The 18,104-nt window shown below is 52.7% G+C and carries 13 protein-coding genes and 1 tRNA gene; 5 read left to right on the top strand and 9 right to left on the bottom strand.

The window, feature by feature from the left end:
* Positions 1–240: 240 nt before the first annotated feature.
* Both RC85_RS02970 and RC85_RS02975 read left to right on the top strand, forming a co-directional pair.
* Entirely contained in the window at positions 241–582 is a 342-nt protein-coding gene (locus RC85_RS02970; RefSeq protein WP_157593865.1) for a hypothetical protein, read from the top strand.
* Positions 579–2,588, top strand: coding sequence for a sulfatase-like hydrolase/transferase (locus RC85_RS02975; protein WP_068258477.1), 2,010 nt, complete (start codon positions 579–581; stop codon positions 2,586–2,588). The genes RC85_RS02970 and RC85_RS02975 overlap by 4 nt, the downstream gene beginning before the upstream one ends.
* 73 nt (positions 2,589–2,661) lie before the next feature.
* Here RC85_RS02975 and pdxH read toward each other — a convergent pair whose 3' ends face one another.
* A complete protein-coding gene (gene pdxH / locus RC85_RS02980; protein WP_068258479.1) occupies positions 2,662–3,303 on the bottom strand; it encodes a pyridoxamine 5'-phosphate oxidase in 642 nt (213 codons plus the stop codon).
* 239 nt (positions 3,304–3,542) lie between these two features.
* Between pdxH and RC85_RS02985 the strand changes: the two genes are divergently transcribed.
* Positions 3,543–4,232: a YqgE/AlgH family protein gene (locus RC85_RS02985; RefSeq protein WP_068258481.1), complete on the top strand. Its 690-nt coding sequence runs from the start codon at positions 3,543–3,545 to the stop codon at positions 4,230–4,232.
* Between the two features lie 5 nt (positions 4,233–4,237).
* On the top strand, positions 4,238–4,675 hold the full coding sequence (locus RC85_RS02990; protein ID WP_068258483.1) for a cold shock domain-containing protein: 438 nt from the start codon (positions 4,238–4,240) through the stop codon (positions 4,673–4,675).
* Positions 4,676–4,731: 56 nt separating this feature from the next.
* Here the strand turns inward: RC85_RS02990 and RC85_RS02995 are convergent, their stop codons facing one another.
* From RC85_RS02995 to RC85_RS03030, 8 genes are all read right to left on the bottom strand, one after another.
* Positions 4,732–6,648: a hypothetical protein gene (locus RC85_RS02995; protein ID WP_068258484.1), complete on the bottom strand. Its 1,917-nt coding sequence runs from the start codon at positions 6,646–6,648 to the stop codon at positions 4,732–4,734.
* Between the two features lie 2 nt (positions 6,649–6,650).
* Entirely contained in the window at positions 6,651–8,951 is a 2,301-nt protein-coding gene (locus RC85_RS03000) for an ABC transporter substrate-binding protein (RefSeq protein ID WP_235033338.1), read from the bottom strand.
* Positions 8,952–9,270: 319 nt separating this feature from the next.
* Positions 9,271–12,588, bottom strand: coding sequence for an outer membrane protein assembly factor BamB family protein (locus RC85_RS03005; RefSeq protein ID WP_068258486.1), 3,318 nt, complete (start codon positions 12,586–12,588; stop codon positions 9,271–9,273).
* Positions 12,589–12,826: 238 nt separating this feature from the next.
* Positions 12,827–13,597, bottom strand: coding sequence for a biopolymer transporter ExbD (locus tag RC85_RS28180; RefSeq protein WP_068258487.1), 771 nt, complete (start codon positions 13,595–13,597; stop codon positions 12,827–12,829).
* A gap of 9 nt (positions 13,598–13,606) precedes the next feature.
* Complete coding sequence (locus RC85_RS03015; RefSeq protein WP_235033339.1) at positions 13,607–14,077, bottom strand: ExbD/TolR family protein; 471 nt, start codon at positions 14,075–14,077, stop codon at positions 13,607–13,609.
* 122 nt (positions 14,078–14,199) lie between these two features.
* A complete protein-coding gene (locus RC85_RS03020; RefSeq protein ID WP_068258491.1) occupies positions 14,200–14,919 on the bottom strand; it encodes a MotA/TolQ/ExbB proton channel family protein in 720 nt (239 codons plus the stop codon).
* Positions 14,920–14,995: 76 nt separating this feature from the next.
* Positions 14,996–16,039: a hypothetical protein gene (locus tag RC85_RS03025; protein ID WP_235033340.1), complete on the bottom strand. Its 1,044-nt coding sequence runs from the start codon at positions 16,037–16,039 to the stop codon at positions 14,996–14,998.
* Between the two features lie 77 nt (positions 16,040–16,116).
* Complete coding sequence (locus RC85_RS03030) at positions 16,117–17,820, bottom strand: hypothetical protein (protein ID WP_068258493.1); 1,704 nt, start codon at positions 17,818–17,820, stop codon at positions 16,117–16,119.
* Between the two features lie 139 nt (positions 17,821–17,959).
* Here RC85_RS03030 and RC85_RS03035 point away from each other — a divergent pair.
* Positions 17,960–18,032 (top strand) — tRNA-Phe (locus RC85_RS03035).
* Positions 18,033–18,104: the final 72 nt, after the last annotated feature.

Below are 18,104 nucleotides of genomic sequence, written 5' to 3' on the forward strand. Positions count from 1 at the left end.
CCGTTTCTCACTGGACGTGGGCCCGGTTCTCACCGGACCTACGGAAGTTAATTCAGGACCGTTCTTAAGTCAGCAAACCTAACAGCTAACGGCTATTTCTACCGCGTTCTGTGTGGCGTTGTTAAACCGCTAATTGACGCTAACAGGACGCTAATTTGTCCAACGTCTGAATCTAGTTTGGGGTCGAGCAAGAAACTCTTATTAGCGTTCTGTTAGCGCTCATTAGCGGTTTCTTTCGCTGTGACGGACGAAGGAACGTCCGAGGGAATCAATCCAACGCTCTGTATGACTCTTTCGTATCCGACTCTGGGCGTGTCTTCTGGATCACTCCTGGATCATGGATCGTGGAAGATGATTGGCAAGACCAACTTCGCTAACAGTTTTTCGACTCTTTGTGCGATCCCCTCGGTTTCCGGTATCTTCGATTTATCCGCTTCGACAGCACCAATTCTGGCGGATTGGCAGAGGTCGGCTTCGCCGGGGTCATTGGTTATGCTATCTGCGAACGGTACCAACCACCATCTGTTGATCGCCGATCGTGGACTTGTTCAAGTCGGCCGAACCAAACCAAGCATCGCATGAAGCCGCCCATCAACAGTGCCATTGAGCCAATCAAGCGTCCGAGCATGGTGCAACGATGTGCGGTCGCGTTTGTTTTGATCGCGATCGCTACGCTTGCGTTGGCATTCTTCGAGTATCGATGCTACTGGGATTCGATCCTGCGATTGGGCAGTTGGCAGCTAGGACGATTGGATCGCGTTCTGCTGTTTGGATCTGTTTTTGGTAAGTCATTGATGGTGGTATCGATTCCAATCTTGGCTGGAATCACATTACAGCGCTGGCTAGGAAACGGCCGACTTGCGAACAGCGTGTTCTGGTTTTTTGTGCTGCTCGTTCCGCTGGCCGTGCTGGGTTACATCGCCACGGATGTGCGCGTCAGGGTGATCACGGGCCAGAGCTTGGAATACTATCTCCGCCGAGCCGTTAACCAAAACGCTTTGCAGTGGGGTGGAGACGGTAAACGATACTTGCTGCCACTGCTGCTGCCAGTGGTTGGTGGTGGAAGCATGCTGGGCGTATTTGTCTTGATTCGGCGTCGTATTGAATCTGTGATCGCCAGCATCCCATTGCGGATTGCAATGACAATGGTTGTTGGTACCGGTGTCACTTCGGTCGGCTTTTCGCTCACTGTGATCGTGTTTCGCGGCTATGCCGATCAGCCTGCCGCGTTGCAACGATTGCATCATCAATTTCCCGTTCAAGCTTATTTGTTCCATCCCGACCGGGTCGCGACAACCGGTCACGCGGTATTCCAAACCGATGTTCGACAGGATTTTGCACCGCTGGGTGAAGCGTTATTTCAACGCAGCAAACAGGGCAAAGTACTACGCCATCAAGACCTGAATGACGCCAAACTTCCAATACTCGCTGAACGGCCAAACGTTGTTCTATTGATCCTGGAAAGTTTTCGATACGACTGCGTTGATCCGCAACTGATGCCCAAGTTGGCCCGACGAAGTCAATCAGGCTGGGTCGCGACGCGGCATCTGAGTGGATCAAATTGTTCGCCGCAAGGATCGTTCGCGTTGCTGTATGGTCAGTACGCGATGTGTTATGACGCGGTCCTGAACCAACAACACGAACCTGTCTTGTGTCAGCTTTGGAGAAAATCAGGCTACCAAACTCAATTAGCAGCGAGTTGCGTATTCGATTATCGACGCATGGATGAAATGTTTTCACCGAACACGTTTGACCAGTTTCATCAATCAGCAGCCGCGAGCAAAGACTGGCCGCAGACCGATATGGAAACGCTAAAGATTATCACGGACTCGCTGCAGAGTTCTGATCCAGCTCCGAAGCTGGCGGTCGGTTATCTGATGTCAACGCATTACGATTACCAATATCCCACCGACTACGAAGCAATCTCGGTACCGGACGAACTGTCTGCTGAGGCCGGCGAAACGGTGTACAACGAGACGGATCGGCAAATACCGGAAGGGATTTCACGTAAGATCTTACTGTCTCGTTATCAGAAAAGCCTTCGTTTTATGGACGATGCACTAGACATTTTCTTGGAGTCAATTGACCTCAGCGAAACCATTGTCGTCATCACCGGCGACCACGGTGAATCGCTGTACGATGATGGTGTGCTGTCTCACGGATCGCGTCTATCCAAGATCCAAACGCATACACCAATGGTGATTCTGGGAAAGAACGTTCCCGTTGGTGAATCACGTCAGATTACCTCACACGTCGATCTGATCCCAACGCTTTGGAGACTTTGTGGCGGGGCGGACTTGAAAAGCAAATCACTGGACGGCCGGAACCTTCTAGAACACTCCGCAGCAACAACTGGTTTTCTGATTCACGAGTACCCTGATTCATGGGACGTAATGATCATTCGCAACGACGACAAGTTGCTGCTGAATCAATCACGAACCTCACCTCGGCTAAGCATCTTGGGATTCAGTGGCGATGATGGGCTGGTCGATCCATCGATTCAGAAAACGCCAAGCGACGTTTCAGTCTGGGCTGAGACATTTCGGACATTGAATTTCCAGTCACACGAACCGGATTCCGAAAAGTAACGAGAGTCGGCAAACACAATTCAGTGGCGTTTGTTGAGATTGCTGCAAAGCGATTGTAAGACCGACAACCAAGTCACGGCGACAAACGAACGATGTTCCAGGCTTTGTCGCTTTTGCGAAACACAATTCGGTCATGCAGCCTGCTTGGTCGGCCTTGCCAGAATTCGATTGTGGACGGAGTGACTTCGTAACCACCCCAGTGATCGGGGCATGGGATTTCTTGATCAGCATACTTTTGTTCCAGCTCACTCATGCGTGATTGTAGATCGCTCGCGGTGACTTCGCTGGACTGCATGGAAACGTTAGCACCAAGTTGGCTGCCGCGTGGACGCGAATGAAAGTAGGTTTGCGAAACCTCGCGAGACGTCTTCAATGCGGTGCCTGCAATACAAACTTGCCGCTGAAGGTGGGGCCAGAAGAAGCACAGCGACACCGAAGGATTCGCTTCGATTTGCCCGCCCTTGGTGGATCCATAATTGGTAAAGAAAACAAACTTGCCGTCTTCGATTCCTTTCAGCAAGACGATTCGCGATGTAACGCAGCCCGCCTTATCAGAGGTCGAAAGAGTCATCGCATTGACCTCGACCCAATCAGGCAAATCGGACGACTGAGCCTCTTGAAACCACTTTTCAAATTGAACGATAGGATCGCGGTCAACGTCATTTTCTTGTAGCCCTGATAGGGTGTACGTCTGACGCATTTGGTGAATCGACATGAAAATGGGCCTTAGCTGGAGAGTCTTTATGAGTGATTGCACGGAGTTGATCCCGCCAGGGCTGATCCCGCCAGGGTTCAGTCGAGCTTGAGCAGATCGGGTACTGAACCCTGGCGGGATCAGCTACGAGTTTAAACAGTCTGTACCGGATATTGGCGCGGCACTTGCATCCTTGTTGTAAACCGAATCCAAAAAGCTGCCAACGTGGCAGTCGTTATTCTCGTGCAAATAGGCTTTTGATGACAGAATCGCTGACAGGTCAGTTGCTGGTTGCTTCGTCATTGGTGACTCAACCGATGTACGCGGCAGGTGTGTGTTTGGTTGTCCACCAGGATGACCAGAATGTGATCGGTGTGATGCTGAACCGTCCGATGAAGCCCAGCCCTGAAATGTTGCTGGAACTGCTAAGTCCGAATTCATCGGATGATCCGAGTGGCAAATCAGGTGACCCTCAGGATTCCGAAGCCGGGCTGATGGACTCAGAATCGCAAACCGATCGTTTGCCGAATTCTGAAATGGACTTGCAGTTCCCGCACGGATCCAAGTCGATGGCCGAATCACCCTTGGCGATGCTTCACTTTGGTGGTCCCAATTCGGGGCCGGTCGTGGCGATCCATCAAGATCAACAACAAGCCGAAGCGGAAACCGGCGACGGCATCTACGTGGCTGCCCAGAAGCACCACTTGGAAAACCTAGTCCGCGATCCAAAAGCATCCTACCGGTTGATCGTTGGGCACTTGTCGTGGAAGCCAGAACAACTGGAACACGAACTGGCCGCCGGTGTGTGGCACCAGATTCCCGCCACCCTCAAGACGGTCTTTTCATCACACGAAGAAATGTGGCCCGGGATTATTCGGCGGGCGACATCGAATTCAGTGTCGAAATGGCTAGGGATCCCTGATGCAAAGGGCATGGGCGAGTTAAACTGACGCTCATGGAAGACAAAAAGAAAAAGGCCGTCGGCAAACGTGATCCTCGCCAAGAACTCACTCGCGAGGCTGAGGTTCGCAGACGTTTCCCCATCGAGCGACGTCGATTGGGCCAGATCACATCGTTCTTGCCCGATTCAAATTTTGGATTTATCGACGGCGAAGACTTCCGCGAAGACGTTTTCTTTCACATGAACGTCTGGCAATCCAAAGTCATTCGTGACGGCAGAGAAGTTCGAATCGAACCCGAAGAAGGACTGTGGGTCGAATTCGAGATCGACGACAACCGATTTGAAGATGAGAAAAAACTGAGGGCAAAATCGGTTCGCCCGACGGATCGGCCCGGTGGTCGAAAGCTGTCCGGCCGTGATGCGACTTTCAAGATCGTGACGCATCACCCACGAGCACGTCGCAAACGTCCGACGTGGCGAGATTCGGACTGACAGTGATGCTTGCCAATTGCCGGAACTTCGCTGCGCTTGTTCCGGCCTTCATCGAATCAATCTTCATCTTCTGGATCCACCGGCTTGGCGGGTAACTTACCGCCGTTATTCCGCGCGGTGATCATGGCGGATTCTAGATCTCGCACCAGCTTGGGATTGATGTGCTTACCGAGCAATTCACGCGTGGTGGAAAACATTTGGTCCACCATGCGGCGCTGATTGGCTTGCTTGTTGCCAAGGATTTTCAGATAGGCGGCTTGGCGTTTTCCCATTTCGTTAGCGAGCGCTTCATTGGAGGGTTGGCTTCGCAGTGCATCCATCAACTCTTCCGCCGCTTCCATTTCGCCGTTCTGCAACCGCATCGTAATTCTTGCTTTGAACAGTTCACGCACTGCAACCAAGTCGATGATCGAGTTCTGCACACCACGAATGTAGGACTCAGCTTCCAACCGCATGTCATCGCTACGAATGTCGGCAACCGCCTTTGGATCCAGACCAGGCACCATGGGCAACCGTGCCAAGACAGCTCCACCGTTTTTGACGTACATCAATCGTAGTGGGTCTTCATTTTTGTCGATATTCATCCGGCCATTCCAATCGGTTCGACCGACAAATGTCATGTCCTTTGAATCCAATTCCTTCTCGTAGATTTCGTAGCCAATCAGCGGAAAGTCGGGATCACCTTGGGCATGCAACCGCAACATTGTTTGGTCGCCTTGTGGTTTGACCTTGATCGCGACACGGTGAGTACGGTTGTTCTTGCGGCCCTGCAAACCGCCGGCACGTCCCGCGTAGAAACCCATTTTGACAATGTCTTTTTCGACTTCGTTGCACATCAGGTAGGCCCAATCGATCGGCCCGATCAAGAACGGGTTCCCGTTGCGATCATCTTTCCGCGTCGCCGGCATCAGAACATCACCCACCTGGATCTTGCCGGGTGACTTGTCGTCCATGATTAATCCGCTAGCTCGCAAAATGCCCTCGGCGGTTTTTTGGCCCGCGTTGTCAATTCGCACGATCGGCGAAAACGCTTGAATCAATCCCTGCCCGATCGATTCGCTGATCGTTTCACCAGCGGTCATGGAAACACGGGTGACCGATCCAAAGAAACGTATCAACACATCAATTTCGACAACATCAATGCTGGGTTGGGGATCCGTTGATCGAACACGAACCAGGAATACCTTGTCGTAGTCTTCGATCTGATTGGCAACCAAATTTTCGACCGGTGGCGGGATCAGTTTTGCTTCGGGTTCGGTCAGCGTCATGGCTAACCCTCGCGACAACAAGACTGCCTCGGTTCCCGGTTCAGCCCATTGCTTTGCCACGTCCATTGAATCGCCCGCGAACGTTTTCAGACGCTGGGCAACGCCGTCGAGTTCTGGTTTCCCTGATTCAATCCCTCGTTGTTTCAGCGACGCGATCGCAGTGCTGGTGCCCAGAACCTGTTGCACGAATTCGCCAACATTGGGTGCCGAACGAATTCGAATCGCGTTTTCGTGATCTCGTTTGACCGCAAGGATTGGATCAGCACTGCTTAGCGAGTCGTAGTCCAAACCGTCCAGATCGCGAAACATCATCGCGCTGATTGCATCAGGTGCATCCGCGAGCGTGGTCCGCCAAATCGAAGAAAAATCACGATCCAAGTATTCGCGAAGTTCTGTTTCAACGGTTGAGACCTTGACGGAAGGATCATCCGAGGCGACCCAGACGAGCACGCGATACGGCGAGTAGTCCCACGGCAGTTGCGGTTCCTCCTCTTCGATCACTGTTGCTGGTTTGGGGCCCATCGGTATCTCCGGTGCAGTTACCTGCATCGAAGAACCCGCTGTGTTTGCATCGGTTGTGTCATCCGAACAACCAGTGAACCCAACAACCATCGAAAGGCAAATTAGCAGAACGACCTGCATCGATGCAGGCCTGGTTGCTTTGGCGAATTGTATTGTCTTGGGCGTCGGTTGATGTTTGTGCATGATCACTTTCCTAACCGCCAGTTATCGGCATTTTGATAAAGCGAAACAATGTCGCTGCCGACTCCGATCAATTCACGCCGATACGCATAGGAATCAACCATTTGCCACAGCGGAAGAATCGGAAGTTCGTGATGGGCGATAAAGTGCAAGCCAACCAGTCCATCACGGACCTCTCGCCAATTACGAGCTTCTTCGATCCGTCGCAAACCGAGCCCAACCAATTGATCCGAACTCTTTGCCAAACCCTCGGGGCCGAGGACTCGCCGGGCGTCAATGACCGGTTCCCAAACAGCCGCGGACACGTAAACGATGTCGGCGATGTCTTCGTCGTCGTCAGGGAATGTTTGACCGACGGGTAATTCCACTAACTCAATTTTCAGACCCAGCAATTCCCATTGGCTGCTGATCGCTTCGCAGGCAACACGCGATAGATTGTCGGCGGGATAGGCCAGACGAATCGGCAATAGCTCCGGCAGTTTCTCTTTCTTTCGCGCCGCCAAGGTCTTCATCTGGCTTTCGTTCATTGCAATCAGAAGCTTTGCCAACGGCGGTTCATAGCTTCGCGGCAACAATTCTTGATCATAGGCGTATCCCAGCGGATCGTTCAGTTCGATGCCCGCGGGGAAAGGGCCCGACAAGACGCGGCAGCCTTCGGATTCCAAACCTTCGAGCAACTCGCCCGCCAAAATGTCCTCTCGATTAATTCCATAGACCAACGCCCGCCGGAACGTCCGTTCGGCCAAGTAGGCATGGTCGCTGCACGGCACCAGCATGTGAACGGTCGGCAACGGATAGTTGACAACGCGAATGTTCTTGCTTTTGGATAAACGCACCGCGTCGGCTGGAAACAACTGGTCCAACACATCCACCTCGCCCTGCAACAAAGCCGAAACCCCATCGCTGCCCGAACTCAAACGCTTCTCAACGATTTCGCGTGGTTGATCAGGAGTCCGCGGTTCGCCCGCAAGCGTGTAGCGAATCAGCTTGGCATCGTCCTCGATTTTTTCGCGGACATAGTCGCCCGTTGGTGAACCCGGCTTGCCGCCGAACCAACTTCCATCGACGGGAACTTGTAGCAAGCAGGTCGGCAAGACGTGCGGTCGGTTTAGCTTGAACGAAACTTGTTGGGGACCATCCAAACCAATCGACTTAACCGCCGATGCCCATGGCGAAAAGTAAGACGGACTTGTTGGCCTGGCACGATCACTGATCACGTCCGCCAAATAGAAACCGCGAATGCGATTAAGCGGTGGTTCCAATTTCCCAGGATTGATCAGAAGATCAAACTCCATTCGATCGGGACTCATTTCGGCTTCACCAAAGATAAAGTCGTATTCACCGCCTTCGGGGCCTGCGCCTTGAATTTCAAATAGCGTGCGATAGATCAAACGACCTGCACGCCGGGCCGCCCAATTATCGATACGCGTTGGTTCCAGTTCGGTTGCCGACTGCAACACACCCACATTGACCATCGGATAGCGACGATGGATTTCACGAAACAATTGCTGGCCGCCTTCCAGCGTCGGATCCACATAGATGCTTTCGAGTGCCAGTTGGCGAGCTTCGCGATACCGTTCTTCTTTCATCGCCGCGATGGCAGCCTTCTGCTTGGCGGTCGCCATTTCGCGGAATTTGGCTTTCCATTTTTTAACCGCAGGCAACCGATCGTTTTGGTAATCCGTTGCCAAACGTCCTAGCAATTGTTGCCCCAGATCTAGCTTTCCATCGGTCACCAAGCTAGCCATGTACCGATCCGCGATACCTGACATGGCCCTGATGACGTTGGATCTTTGGAACTCAGGCGCGTAGCTTCGCAGTTCTTCCAGCATCGCAAGTGTTGGTCCAAGCTCACCTCGTTTTGCCCTAGCGATTGCGTCTCGCCAAAGAAAATCGGTTCGCAGACTGCGGAGTCCTTTGCGGTTCGGAAAATCTCGGATCAAAATGGATAGAAAGGGATAGGCACCAACAAAGTCACCCTTTGCAATCCGCTCGTCAGTTTCCCTTTCCAGACGTTCTTCCCACAGATCAATCCGGTCGATGTCTTTCCACTTGGCAACGAAGTCGATGTCCTCATAGCCGAGCACTTTCAGCCGCAAAGATTTTTCTGGGTTACTTGGAGGCGTTCGACCTGGAAAGTCCAACAGTTGTACCTTGGCCCATCCACCGCCAGCTTTATCGGTGAAGAAAACGATGTCGTGCGCTTCTTCTTGCAACAATTCCAAACCGGGATCTTGCGGTTTGCCCGACTCGGCAAACGGCATCATGTCGGCGGATGCGGAATGGGTAAATAAAGTGAACAGCAAGCATGCGATCAAAACGGCGGTGTTGTATTTGCCTCTACTTGGAGTGGTGGATCTTGTGAAAGATCCTGAGGCGTTCGGATCTTTGACAAGATCCACTACCGCAAACCTGTTACGACCAATCTCTCCACACAAAGAGTTCATGCAGTTGTCCACCTCCACCGCGCAGCGGGTGAGGTCGGACGTTTCAGCGGTCGGGAAGGGGGCACGTCGCTGTAACCCTCTCCCTCGCTTTGGCTCGACCTCTCCCGCAAGCGGGAGAGGTGCGTCGTAGTCTATTAAGTCGTTGGTCATTCGCATCGTTGCAATGGTTTTCATAGACTCAATTGCCAGGCGTTTGATTGACATAGATCACGCCTTCGGTGCCGGGAATCAACAGCAACTTGCCTGATTTGCTGGCGGACATGGGGGTTGCTGAAATCGGTTGCCCCAGGTCATCCTGCCCTAGAATCGAACCTGAACTTGGGTCAATGGTTACGAACCAGCCGGGGGCTCCTGCTAAGACCCAGTCGTCTCCAACTTTCAACAGTTCACCCGATGGCTTGCCCGGTGGCAGTTCCAGCGAAAACGCTTCTTTGCCATCGCTCTTGAACGCACGCAAATAACCATCGTCGGTTTGCACACAGGCAAACCCATCCATTGCAACGGGGCCCCAAGTGATTCGTCCAGTCAACAGGGTTTGGAACGATTGGTCCAGCGATGTCAGGTCATGGCCGACAATGAAATCGGCTGCGGGCCCCGCCATCGTGGCAACGTACGTGTTATTGATGGCAACCGCCGGACCCAAGAATGCTTTTTCAAGATCCTTTGACGCCAACTCGCGAATCTGTTCGGCAACTCGCAATCGGTAAATCTTTTTTCGATCATCAGCAACCACCACCTGATCTGGATCATCGGGCAACACGACCGGCGTTGTCCAATTCACAATCCCGACCGGATCGCTGGCGGGTTGGAAAGGAGTGGACTTCACCGCGCCGGTTTGCCAATTGATCAAGACAGCTCGGCCGCTGGTTAATGGCAAGAACAAACCACCGCCACTGAACACCATTCCGCCACTGGGACGCCCGGCTGTCAAACGCATGGGAATTTGCCGCAGTTTTTCTTTGCTGCGATTTGGGTCGTAAACCAGAACGGTTTCGCCGCCACCTTCATCCAAAAACGCCAGACGCCCTTTTTCCATTTCCACTGCATTAACAAAACGCGCCGCGACGTTTCGGCTGCCCGCATTTTCTATCGGGCCTTTGGTCGAACCACTGGCGATTGCGTCGCGATCAAGTTCATAGAGTGCGGCTTGGTTGGTGATGGCGTGAACCGCACCCTCGGCTGGCCGAATCGAAGCGACGGGGACACCAACATCGGTTTTCCAAATCTCCTCTCCTGTTTTTGGGACCGCCGCGGTGACGCGGATCGCCGACGTGCCGCGAAGCACCCGAGCGTAGACCAGCGCATCGTCACTGATGAACGGTTTGCCAATGCATTGATCGAGTTCATGCAGGCTCCAATCGCGAATCACTTGGCCGACATGAATTTGCAGCTCGTAGCGACCGACGCGAGTCCCAGTGATCCACATGGCACTGCCGCCAACGGCCATCTGTGTCGCGGTGGGTTGATCGTAAAACGGTGGCAAGGAAGCAACCACGCTGACCTGTTCACCCTCGGCTGAAATTTCAATGTCCAACACTTTGACTTCGCCCAAATCCGTCAACACGATCAGGCGTCGTCCTTGAATAACAGGTTGCACGCGAACGTTTCCGGCCAGCCGAATTGGGTCTTGTGCTACGCGAAGGTTTTCACCTTTTTCATCGACTCGCAAGATATGAATGTTGGCAAAATCGGTCCCGGTGTTCTCAATCACAAACACGTGACCAAAAAGCGGAATTGGGGGAACCGAAACGGTGCCCTCGGCGTGTTCAATGTAAAAGCTTTCAATCGACGAACCGTCACGTGCGTTGATCAGATACAAATTGCTGTGGTTGCCGGGTAGATAGAGTCGTTGTTTCCTGGCATCGACGCCGGGTGCCGTTTCTAATCCCTGGGGAAACTGGGTGGCCCATTTGGCTTCGCCAGAATCAGAATCCATCGACAGCAAACGGCCTGCTTTCGTTGTGACATAGATATCGTTTCTCGCTGCAACCGGTTCGTTGAACGGTTCGGCGATCTGGCTTCGCCACACAACGTCGCCGCTATTGGCATCACAACGCAGGACTTCCAGGGCTTGTGAATCGTTCAGCAAGACGCCCTGTCCACCGTCAAGCCGAATGGGATCGAGATTTTTGGCGAACCCGACAAACTTCCGCCACTTCATCGCGCCATCGAGTCCATCAAATGCCATGATCGATCCGCCGGCACGAACGTAAAGCGTTTCGCCTCGCAAATCAGGGGCGGAACGTCCCGACAAAGATGTCAGAACGATGGACTTCATCGCAGCAGATTCTGCCGCTGATGTTTGAGTCTTGGGCAACTTGGCCGAGGGGGCCACCAACGTCCGTTGAATATCGCAGGCCTCTCGAATCAGTTTTTCTAAACGCTCGTTGTCTTGCAATTCCGGAAAGTCCCGAAGCAATTCTTTGCGAGTGTCATACGCTTGCTTGGTCTCTTTCTTTTCGAGCGATTCTTTCATTGCTGCTTCGGCTGCATCAAGACGCCGGTTGCGACTGATGTCACGCTTGACTCGTTCGCGTGCTTCTTCGACGCCTTTGATCTGACCCGCTAACGTGACGCGCATCGTGCCAGGCATGTAAAGCGGATCATCCATTAGCAACCGGTGTTCATCCAGCTTGGCAAGCAACGCTTCCTTCTCGCTCGTCTCGTCGGCCTTCCCCGCGGCCTTGGCAAGATTGGAGGCGATATCAACCAACAGAGCCGCCAGATTACCGCGTTCTTGGTTCATGCCCTTTTCGTTGGCGATCCTTGGCAGCTCGGCTTTCGCCAAATCAACCGCCTGACCAGGCTCTTGCTTGAATGCCGCCGCCTTATACAGCTTTGTCATCACATAACGGACTCTTGCGATCGAAGAATACTCATCGTCTTGACCGAACTCTTCCAGGAAATTGGCATAGCTATCCTGAGCCGCCTGGTAGTTCTGTTGATCGTAAGCATCGTTGGCATTACCAATGAATGCATCGGAGGTTTCTTTATTGAGCCACCAATAAAGACCAAAACCAGTGAACAGCAACAATGCGATGATCGACAGATAACCGTAGATCTTGAACGAATCCCAAACAGACTTGTTTGGCGGCGGTTTTTTGCGGCTTGATTTTGGTCGATTGGGCGTCGGACGCGGGCTGTCGGATTCAGCAGGAGCAGCTTCCGCGGCGACCGCTGTCACAGGCATTGCTTCGACTTCCATCGGCTCGGCTTCAGCAACTTCGACCACTTCTGCTACGTCATCGTCGATGCCGGCGATCAGATCGACTTCCTCGGCTGGTTCGGGATCAGCGTATTGGTCGCTGCGTAATTCACCGATCAACTTTGATGCTTGAAACGAAGTCAACTGACCATTATCGACCAACAATTTGGCGACGGCTTCGGGCGTCACCCGCGAACCGCCTTGATCGAGTTGTTGGCGAAGGGCTTCGATGATGTCTTGGTCAAGAAGTCCAAGTCGCTCGATACGATTGATAAGGTCTTTGGCGAGCATGCGGGAGAAGGTATTAGGTGTTAGGGTTTAGGTGTTGGGTGTTAGGAACGACAGATTTGATATTGGCGTAGTGGATCTTGTTAAAGATCCTGCCGGGAATGGATCTTTAACAAGATCCACTACGATTGCGTTCGTTGTTCATTCGTCGTTCCTTAGCTATCGATTGTTCATCAAAGTCTTCGCTGAGTTTCTAATCAAAGTCTTCGCTGAGTTTTTAATCAAAGTCTTCGCTGAGTTTCTAATCAAAGTCTTCGACTTGGGTGACTTCCAGTTCAGAGAACCCGGCGATGGTTCCGGCATCCATCGCATCGACGAGCGCTCGAAGCTTTGCCATTTCGTGAACCTTGATTGCCAACCGCATGCCGTCTTTGTTTCCTGCGACGGCTTCACGCAGCGCTGAAATCAGATTTTGCTTTCCAGGGGTTTCGCGTTCCCAATCAGGAGCCATCACCAAGAAAGAACCATATTCATCGACTTCCAATTCAACCATGTCCAAGTCGTCGGTCTGATCCGGATCCACATTGGTACTGGGGGCCTCGGTTTGCTGACGAGGCATGTTGATTGATTTTTGCAGGCTGAACGCGGCGGTCACCATAAAGAAGATCAACAACAGGAACGTGACATCAACCATCGGCGTCATGTCCATTTCTTCTTCGGGCCGATTGCCACGTGCAAGCACGGGCCCATCGTCGTCATCATCGTCGTCGCCATGCAGCATCGGCGACACGTCGTGCATCGGATGACCGTCTTCGCCGGCTGAATCGAGCTTGGTTACGGCGACACTGGCCGGAACGACTGGCTGTATCGATACAGGTGCAGGCGGATCGACCGCTTCGCTGGCTTGCTGGACGGATTCCTGAACTGATTCCTGAACGGATTCCTGGACAGATTCCTGCACTGGCACATCGACCGAAGCGTCACAGGCGGGACAGCGTACACTGCGTCCTGCCAACCGATCATTGACATGATGGTTTTCACCGCACTCCGGACAGCTAACATTGATTGACACAGGCGTTTCTTAATTCTCTTTAACGGCGATGTAAGTAGACTCCAAATCGTCAAACGCATCGCCAATGATCTTTTGAACTCGTGTCACTTCACCGACCCGCACGTTCGAGTCGCCATACAGCATCACATGTTCCTTGGGGACACCGTCCGCCTTCTCCAGTTCAGCGGTGATGTACTCGATGATCTCGCCGGACTGAAGGTCTTCGTCGCGACTAAATTCGGATCCGTCGAGTCGCTTTAGCACAACTTTGTCGTCGCCAATCGGATCGATAAAGATGACAGCCGATTTCTTGGCTGACACCGCCAATCCATTTTCTGCTTCTGGAATGGTTCCGATTTTGGTTGGGTCCATCGTTGAACAAACCACAAAGAAGATCAGCAACAAAAAAGTGATGTCGATCATCGGAGTGATGTCCATCTCTTCGTCGATACGATCTTTCCGCGGCAGCACGAAATCTTCGTCGTCGTTATCGTCGTCCATTGTCTTCATCCATTATCGTCGTCCATTGGTTTGAATCCCTTCGCTTACGCGTCGGGTTTGCGAGCCGGGTTTACGCATCGGGTTTACGCGCCGGGTTTACGCGGCGGGTTTGCGTGGTTGGATCAGCGGTTGGGTGTTTGGGCGACCACCGGTTCGCCCGCTTGCCCAGTCGTTGATGCCGCAGTCGATCCGGCCGAGCCAGCAGTACCGGTCGCGGACGAGAATTTCGCCAAGCCTTCGCGGAATGCCACCATCAAACGGGCCAAACCAGCACCGACCAGATCTTCCATCTTGGCGATGCGGATGTTGACGCTAGCGGTCAGGATCATCAGCGGGATGGCGATCGCCAAACCGCATGCTGTTGTTCGCAGTGCAATGTTAATATCGCTGGCCAGCAGCGATGGTTCGACGGATTCCGCAGTCGCCAACGTTTTAAACGCCCCCATCATCCCGAAAACCGTTCCAAAAAGCCCAATCATCGGGGCACTCTTGATCACGGTGCTCACCCAACTGAGTCGATATTCAATGTCGCTCATCACGTCGCGTTGAAAGCGGTCCATCACGAATGCTCGAGATTTCTTGTACCCGAGTTCACGGTGCTTGCAAGCCATTTCCGCGATCTGCGGAATCGCTCGCGGATCGCCGTCACAGTACTCGACAACTCCTTCAAAATCACCGGCCGCCAACATTTGTTCGACGTCGTCCATGAAGACATCTTGTTCTTCTTCGGACTTAAATCTTTTTTGCCCCACTCGCGTCCAAACGACGACGATGCAATAGAGGCCCCAAAGTGCGACCGCACCCAGGGCGAAGTAAGTGGAGTTAGAAATAATTTCAAACATGGTTTACTGAATCGACTGTTGAACGCTGAGTGGAATGGAAGGGTTTGTAATTTGGTATCACTTGTTTCGGTAACGCTTATTTTCGGTAACGCTGGGCGATGACCTCGAACTCATAGCCGGCACCGCCGGGCTTACTTTCGAAGACCGTTTTTGCGACTTCCGTGATCGAAGGATGCCCCTTGGATGTCGCATAATCCAATTCGATTTTGGCCAGCAAATTTTCGAGCTGCTCGGGGATCAGCTTGAACATATTTCGGCCCTGCAGATCGACCCCGGCTTGGTTGTGGATTGAACGTTCGTACTGCATCAGTGGACTTGGTCGTTTGAACATAAAGTACAAACGCTTTTCAGTACTGGCGTCTTCCAGCCGTCGTGCTTTGGGCGATCCGGCTAGATTGTTCACGATATCGAGTCCGACAATTTTGCCGCCAACGGCACCGAGTTCAATTTTGAAGAACTCCAACTGTTTCGCGTATGAAGGTTGATTTTTGGCGGTGAAGTTCAACTGCCATCGCTCCGAACGCGGGATGATATCTTCGCCTTCGCCCTCGGGGCCCGGCGGTCGGGAATCACCCATTCCGGTACCGGATGTGGTTGCCGTCGCCGCGGTGTCGCTGGTTGTCAGTGCGCCCGCGACGCTGCTGACTGCGTCGGTGACTGCTTCGATGGTGTCCTGAAGCGTGGGCTCCATCAACTCCTCGACCTCTTCAGCACCCGGCGGTTCAAAGTCACGTTCAAAACCTTCGGCGTTGTCGCCTCGCCCAGCCGGATTCTCGATGATCGGCGCGATGGCGACCGGTGCGAAGGAGAACCGACTGGTCAACCAGATGATAAACAGCATCGCGACGAAGACGCCGATGAACAGAATCAGTGCCATGAACAGTGACGTGACGACGTTGAACAGAATCAGTGCCATGAACAGTGACGTGACGACGTCGAACTGACTGATGCGAAACTTTTCGCGTTCTTCTTCGCGAGATTGTTTCCTGTCTTGGATCGCCCGTGTTACATCGTTTTCAGGCGCAGCATCCTCGGCCATGACGCCATCGCGAGTGTCGATACCGTCAATCTGTACATCACGATCGCTTGCTTCGTTAACCGGATCGTTACGCGACGCCACTGAATATCCTAAAAGACACGAGGTTTACTAAAAGACACAGAGAAGATGTTTTGAATCGAAAAAATGCAACATTAGTCCTACAGATCATAATCCAAGAACACATACGTGGGATCAACTGAGCGGTACCACCGTCGCCATTTGTCTTGAATTTCTGACATCTCTTGATTCCATTGGCCCATTGCCTCGGCATCATCGACATCACTGGGACGATCGGGCATCTCGCCCATGCCGTCAAATTTGCGGCTGATGAACCGAAGGCCGTCACGAGCGAAGCGACGGGTCGGCGTATCGGGGTCACCGAGTGCGTAAATCAGTGCCGGGACGACTCGCATTTCATCGCTCTTGCCCAACAGTTTTGCTGCGATGCGACGAGCCTGATAAGACCGGCTACCACGAACGAGTCGCTCGAACCGATCGATTTGGGCGCGGCGGACTTTGGGGTCAGGATCTAACTGCAAGTCATCGGGGATCGACTTGCCCTCGACGTCGCTGCCGCCGTCTTCTTCAAGAGCCTTCAGCATTTCGACAACACTGACATCGGCCGATTGACCTTTGATTTGCGTGCCATCGACTTTTAGGTTGGTCGTATCTTTGGGAAACCCAAGTCCACCGCCCATCGCCCCTGCACCAATCGAAAAAATTGCTTTTTGAGTACTGCGAATCAGGAACAGCAATGCGAACGAGGTGCTACCGGTGGGAGTGGTGTGCGAGATATCGCTCCAGCCACCTTTTTCGTTTTGATATTTCCTCAATTCTTCAACGCCTTTGTTGTACCAGGCTGGACTCTTGTCCTTAGGCAAACCGTAAGCAATCTCAACGAAGCTCTCGTAACGTTCAAGCGTGTAAATGATGTAATAATACCAGTCTTTTCCAGCCGATCGTTTGTAAGGTTTTGATTGAGTGTATCTTCCCAAAAACGCAATTGAATTCTTGATCGGCTTCTGCGAAACATTCGCAGTCTTGCGGCGGCTTTTGTTGGTGTCCTCTTTGTACAATTTGATTGCTGTAGGTAATCCTGGAATCCCAGGGTCGTCGTCACTATCCGTGTCGCCCCATAGCCGAAGGGCATCACCGGCTATCAAAAGACTGCTGCCACCGGCGAGTCCCATCGAATAGGTGGTCTTGGCCTGAGGAATCAACGGCTTTCCCGGACCAGGATCTTTGGCTTGATAAGGCCAGGTGCCGGTGACATCTTGAACTCGCAGCAGAAACAGAATCGTTTTAACGACCTTGCCATAGTCAAGCGGGATGCCATTTCGATCAAGCGTCCAGATCGCAAGCATCGCATATTGCGTCTGCGAAATATCGCCGGTCGCGCCCCCCGGATACCCGAAACCGCCTCCTGGCTGCTGGATTTTGAAAAGCATTTTCTGCAGCTTTTCAAGCTCGTCGCGATACACGTTGGGGTCAGCTTCGGCCAGCAACAAAACCGCTACGCCAATGATGTACGTGCGTTCGTGGTCAGACACCGATTTACTGTGGTTGGCAAATTTGACGGCCTCTTCGATGCCCTTTTTGACCATCGGGACATCGGGATCGTGCATACACTTCAAATGCGCATACGCTGCCAAGATCTGCTCGCCATGCCCTCTTGGCTTGGTAGTTTCGAGATAAGCTACGCCTCGATCGACCATTTTCTGGACGACAGGATCTTCGGGAGTGTAGGCCCAGCAAGTTGCTGACGAAAACACGCTCAGCAGGATCGCGAACCCAAGTCCAACACACGATGCCCGAAGGCTGGCGTTTCGACGACGGTTAGTGAAGGGAAAAGATCGTGACATCTGATGAACCAAAAAATTCTGGGAGCCGATAAAAACTGAAAAAGAGAGCCCACAACCCAAAAAAATGAGGCTGCGTGAACCGATTGACGGCAAGTTACATCATAGCCTAACATCTGGACGTGCCGAATAAGGCACTTTTGGTCAGTTAGCTCAGTTGGTAGAGCACGGCCCTGAAAAGGCCGGTGTCCGCGGTTCGAGCCCGCGACTGACCACTCTCTTTAACCCCCCACCAACCCGATGAAGCACTTGCTTCATTTCATTTTGGGTGGTCTCCCGTAGCGAAA

Source organism: Rubripirellula obstinata, from assembly GCF_001642955.1.
Taxonomy (GTDB): domain Bacteria; phylum Planctomycetota; class Planctomycetia; order Pirellulales; family Pirellulaceae; genus Rubripirellula; species Rubripirellula obstinata.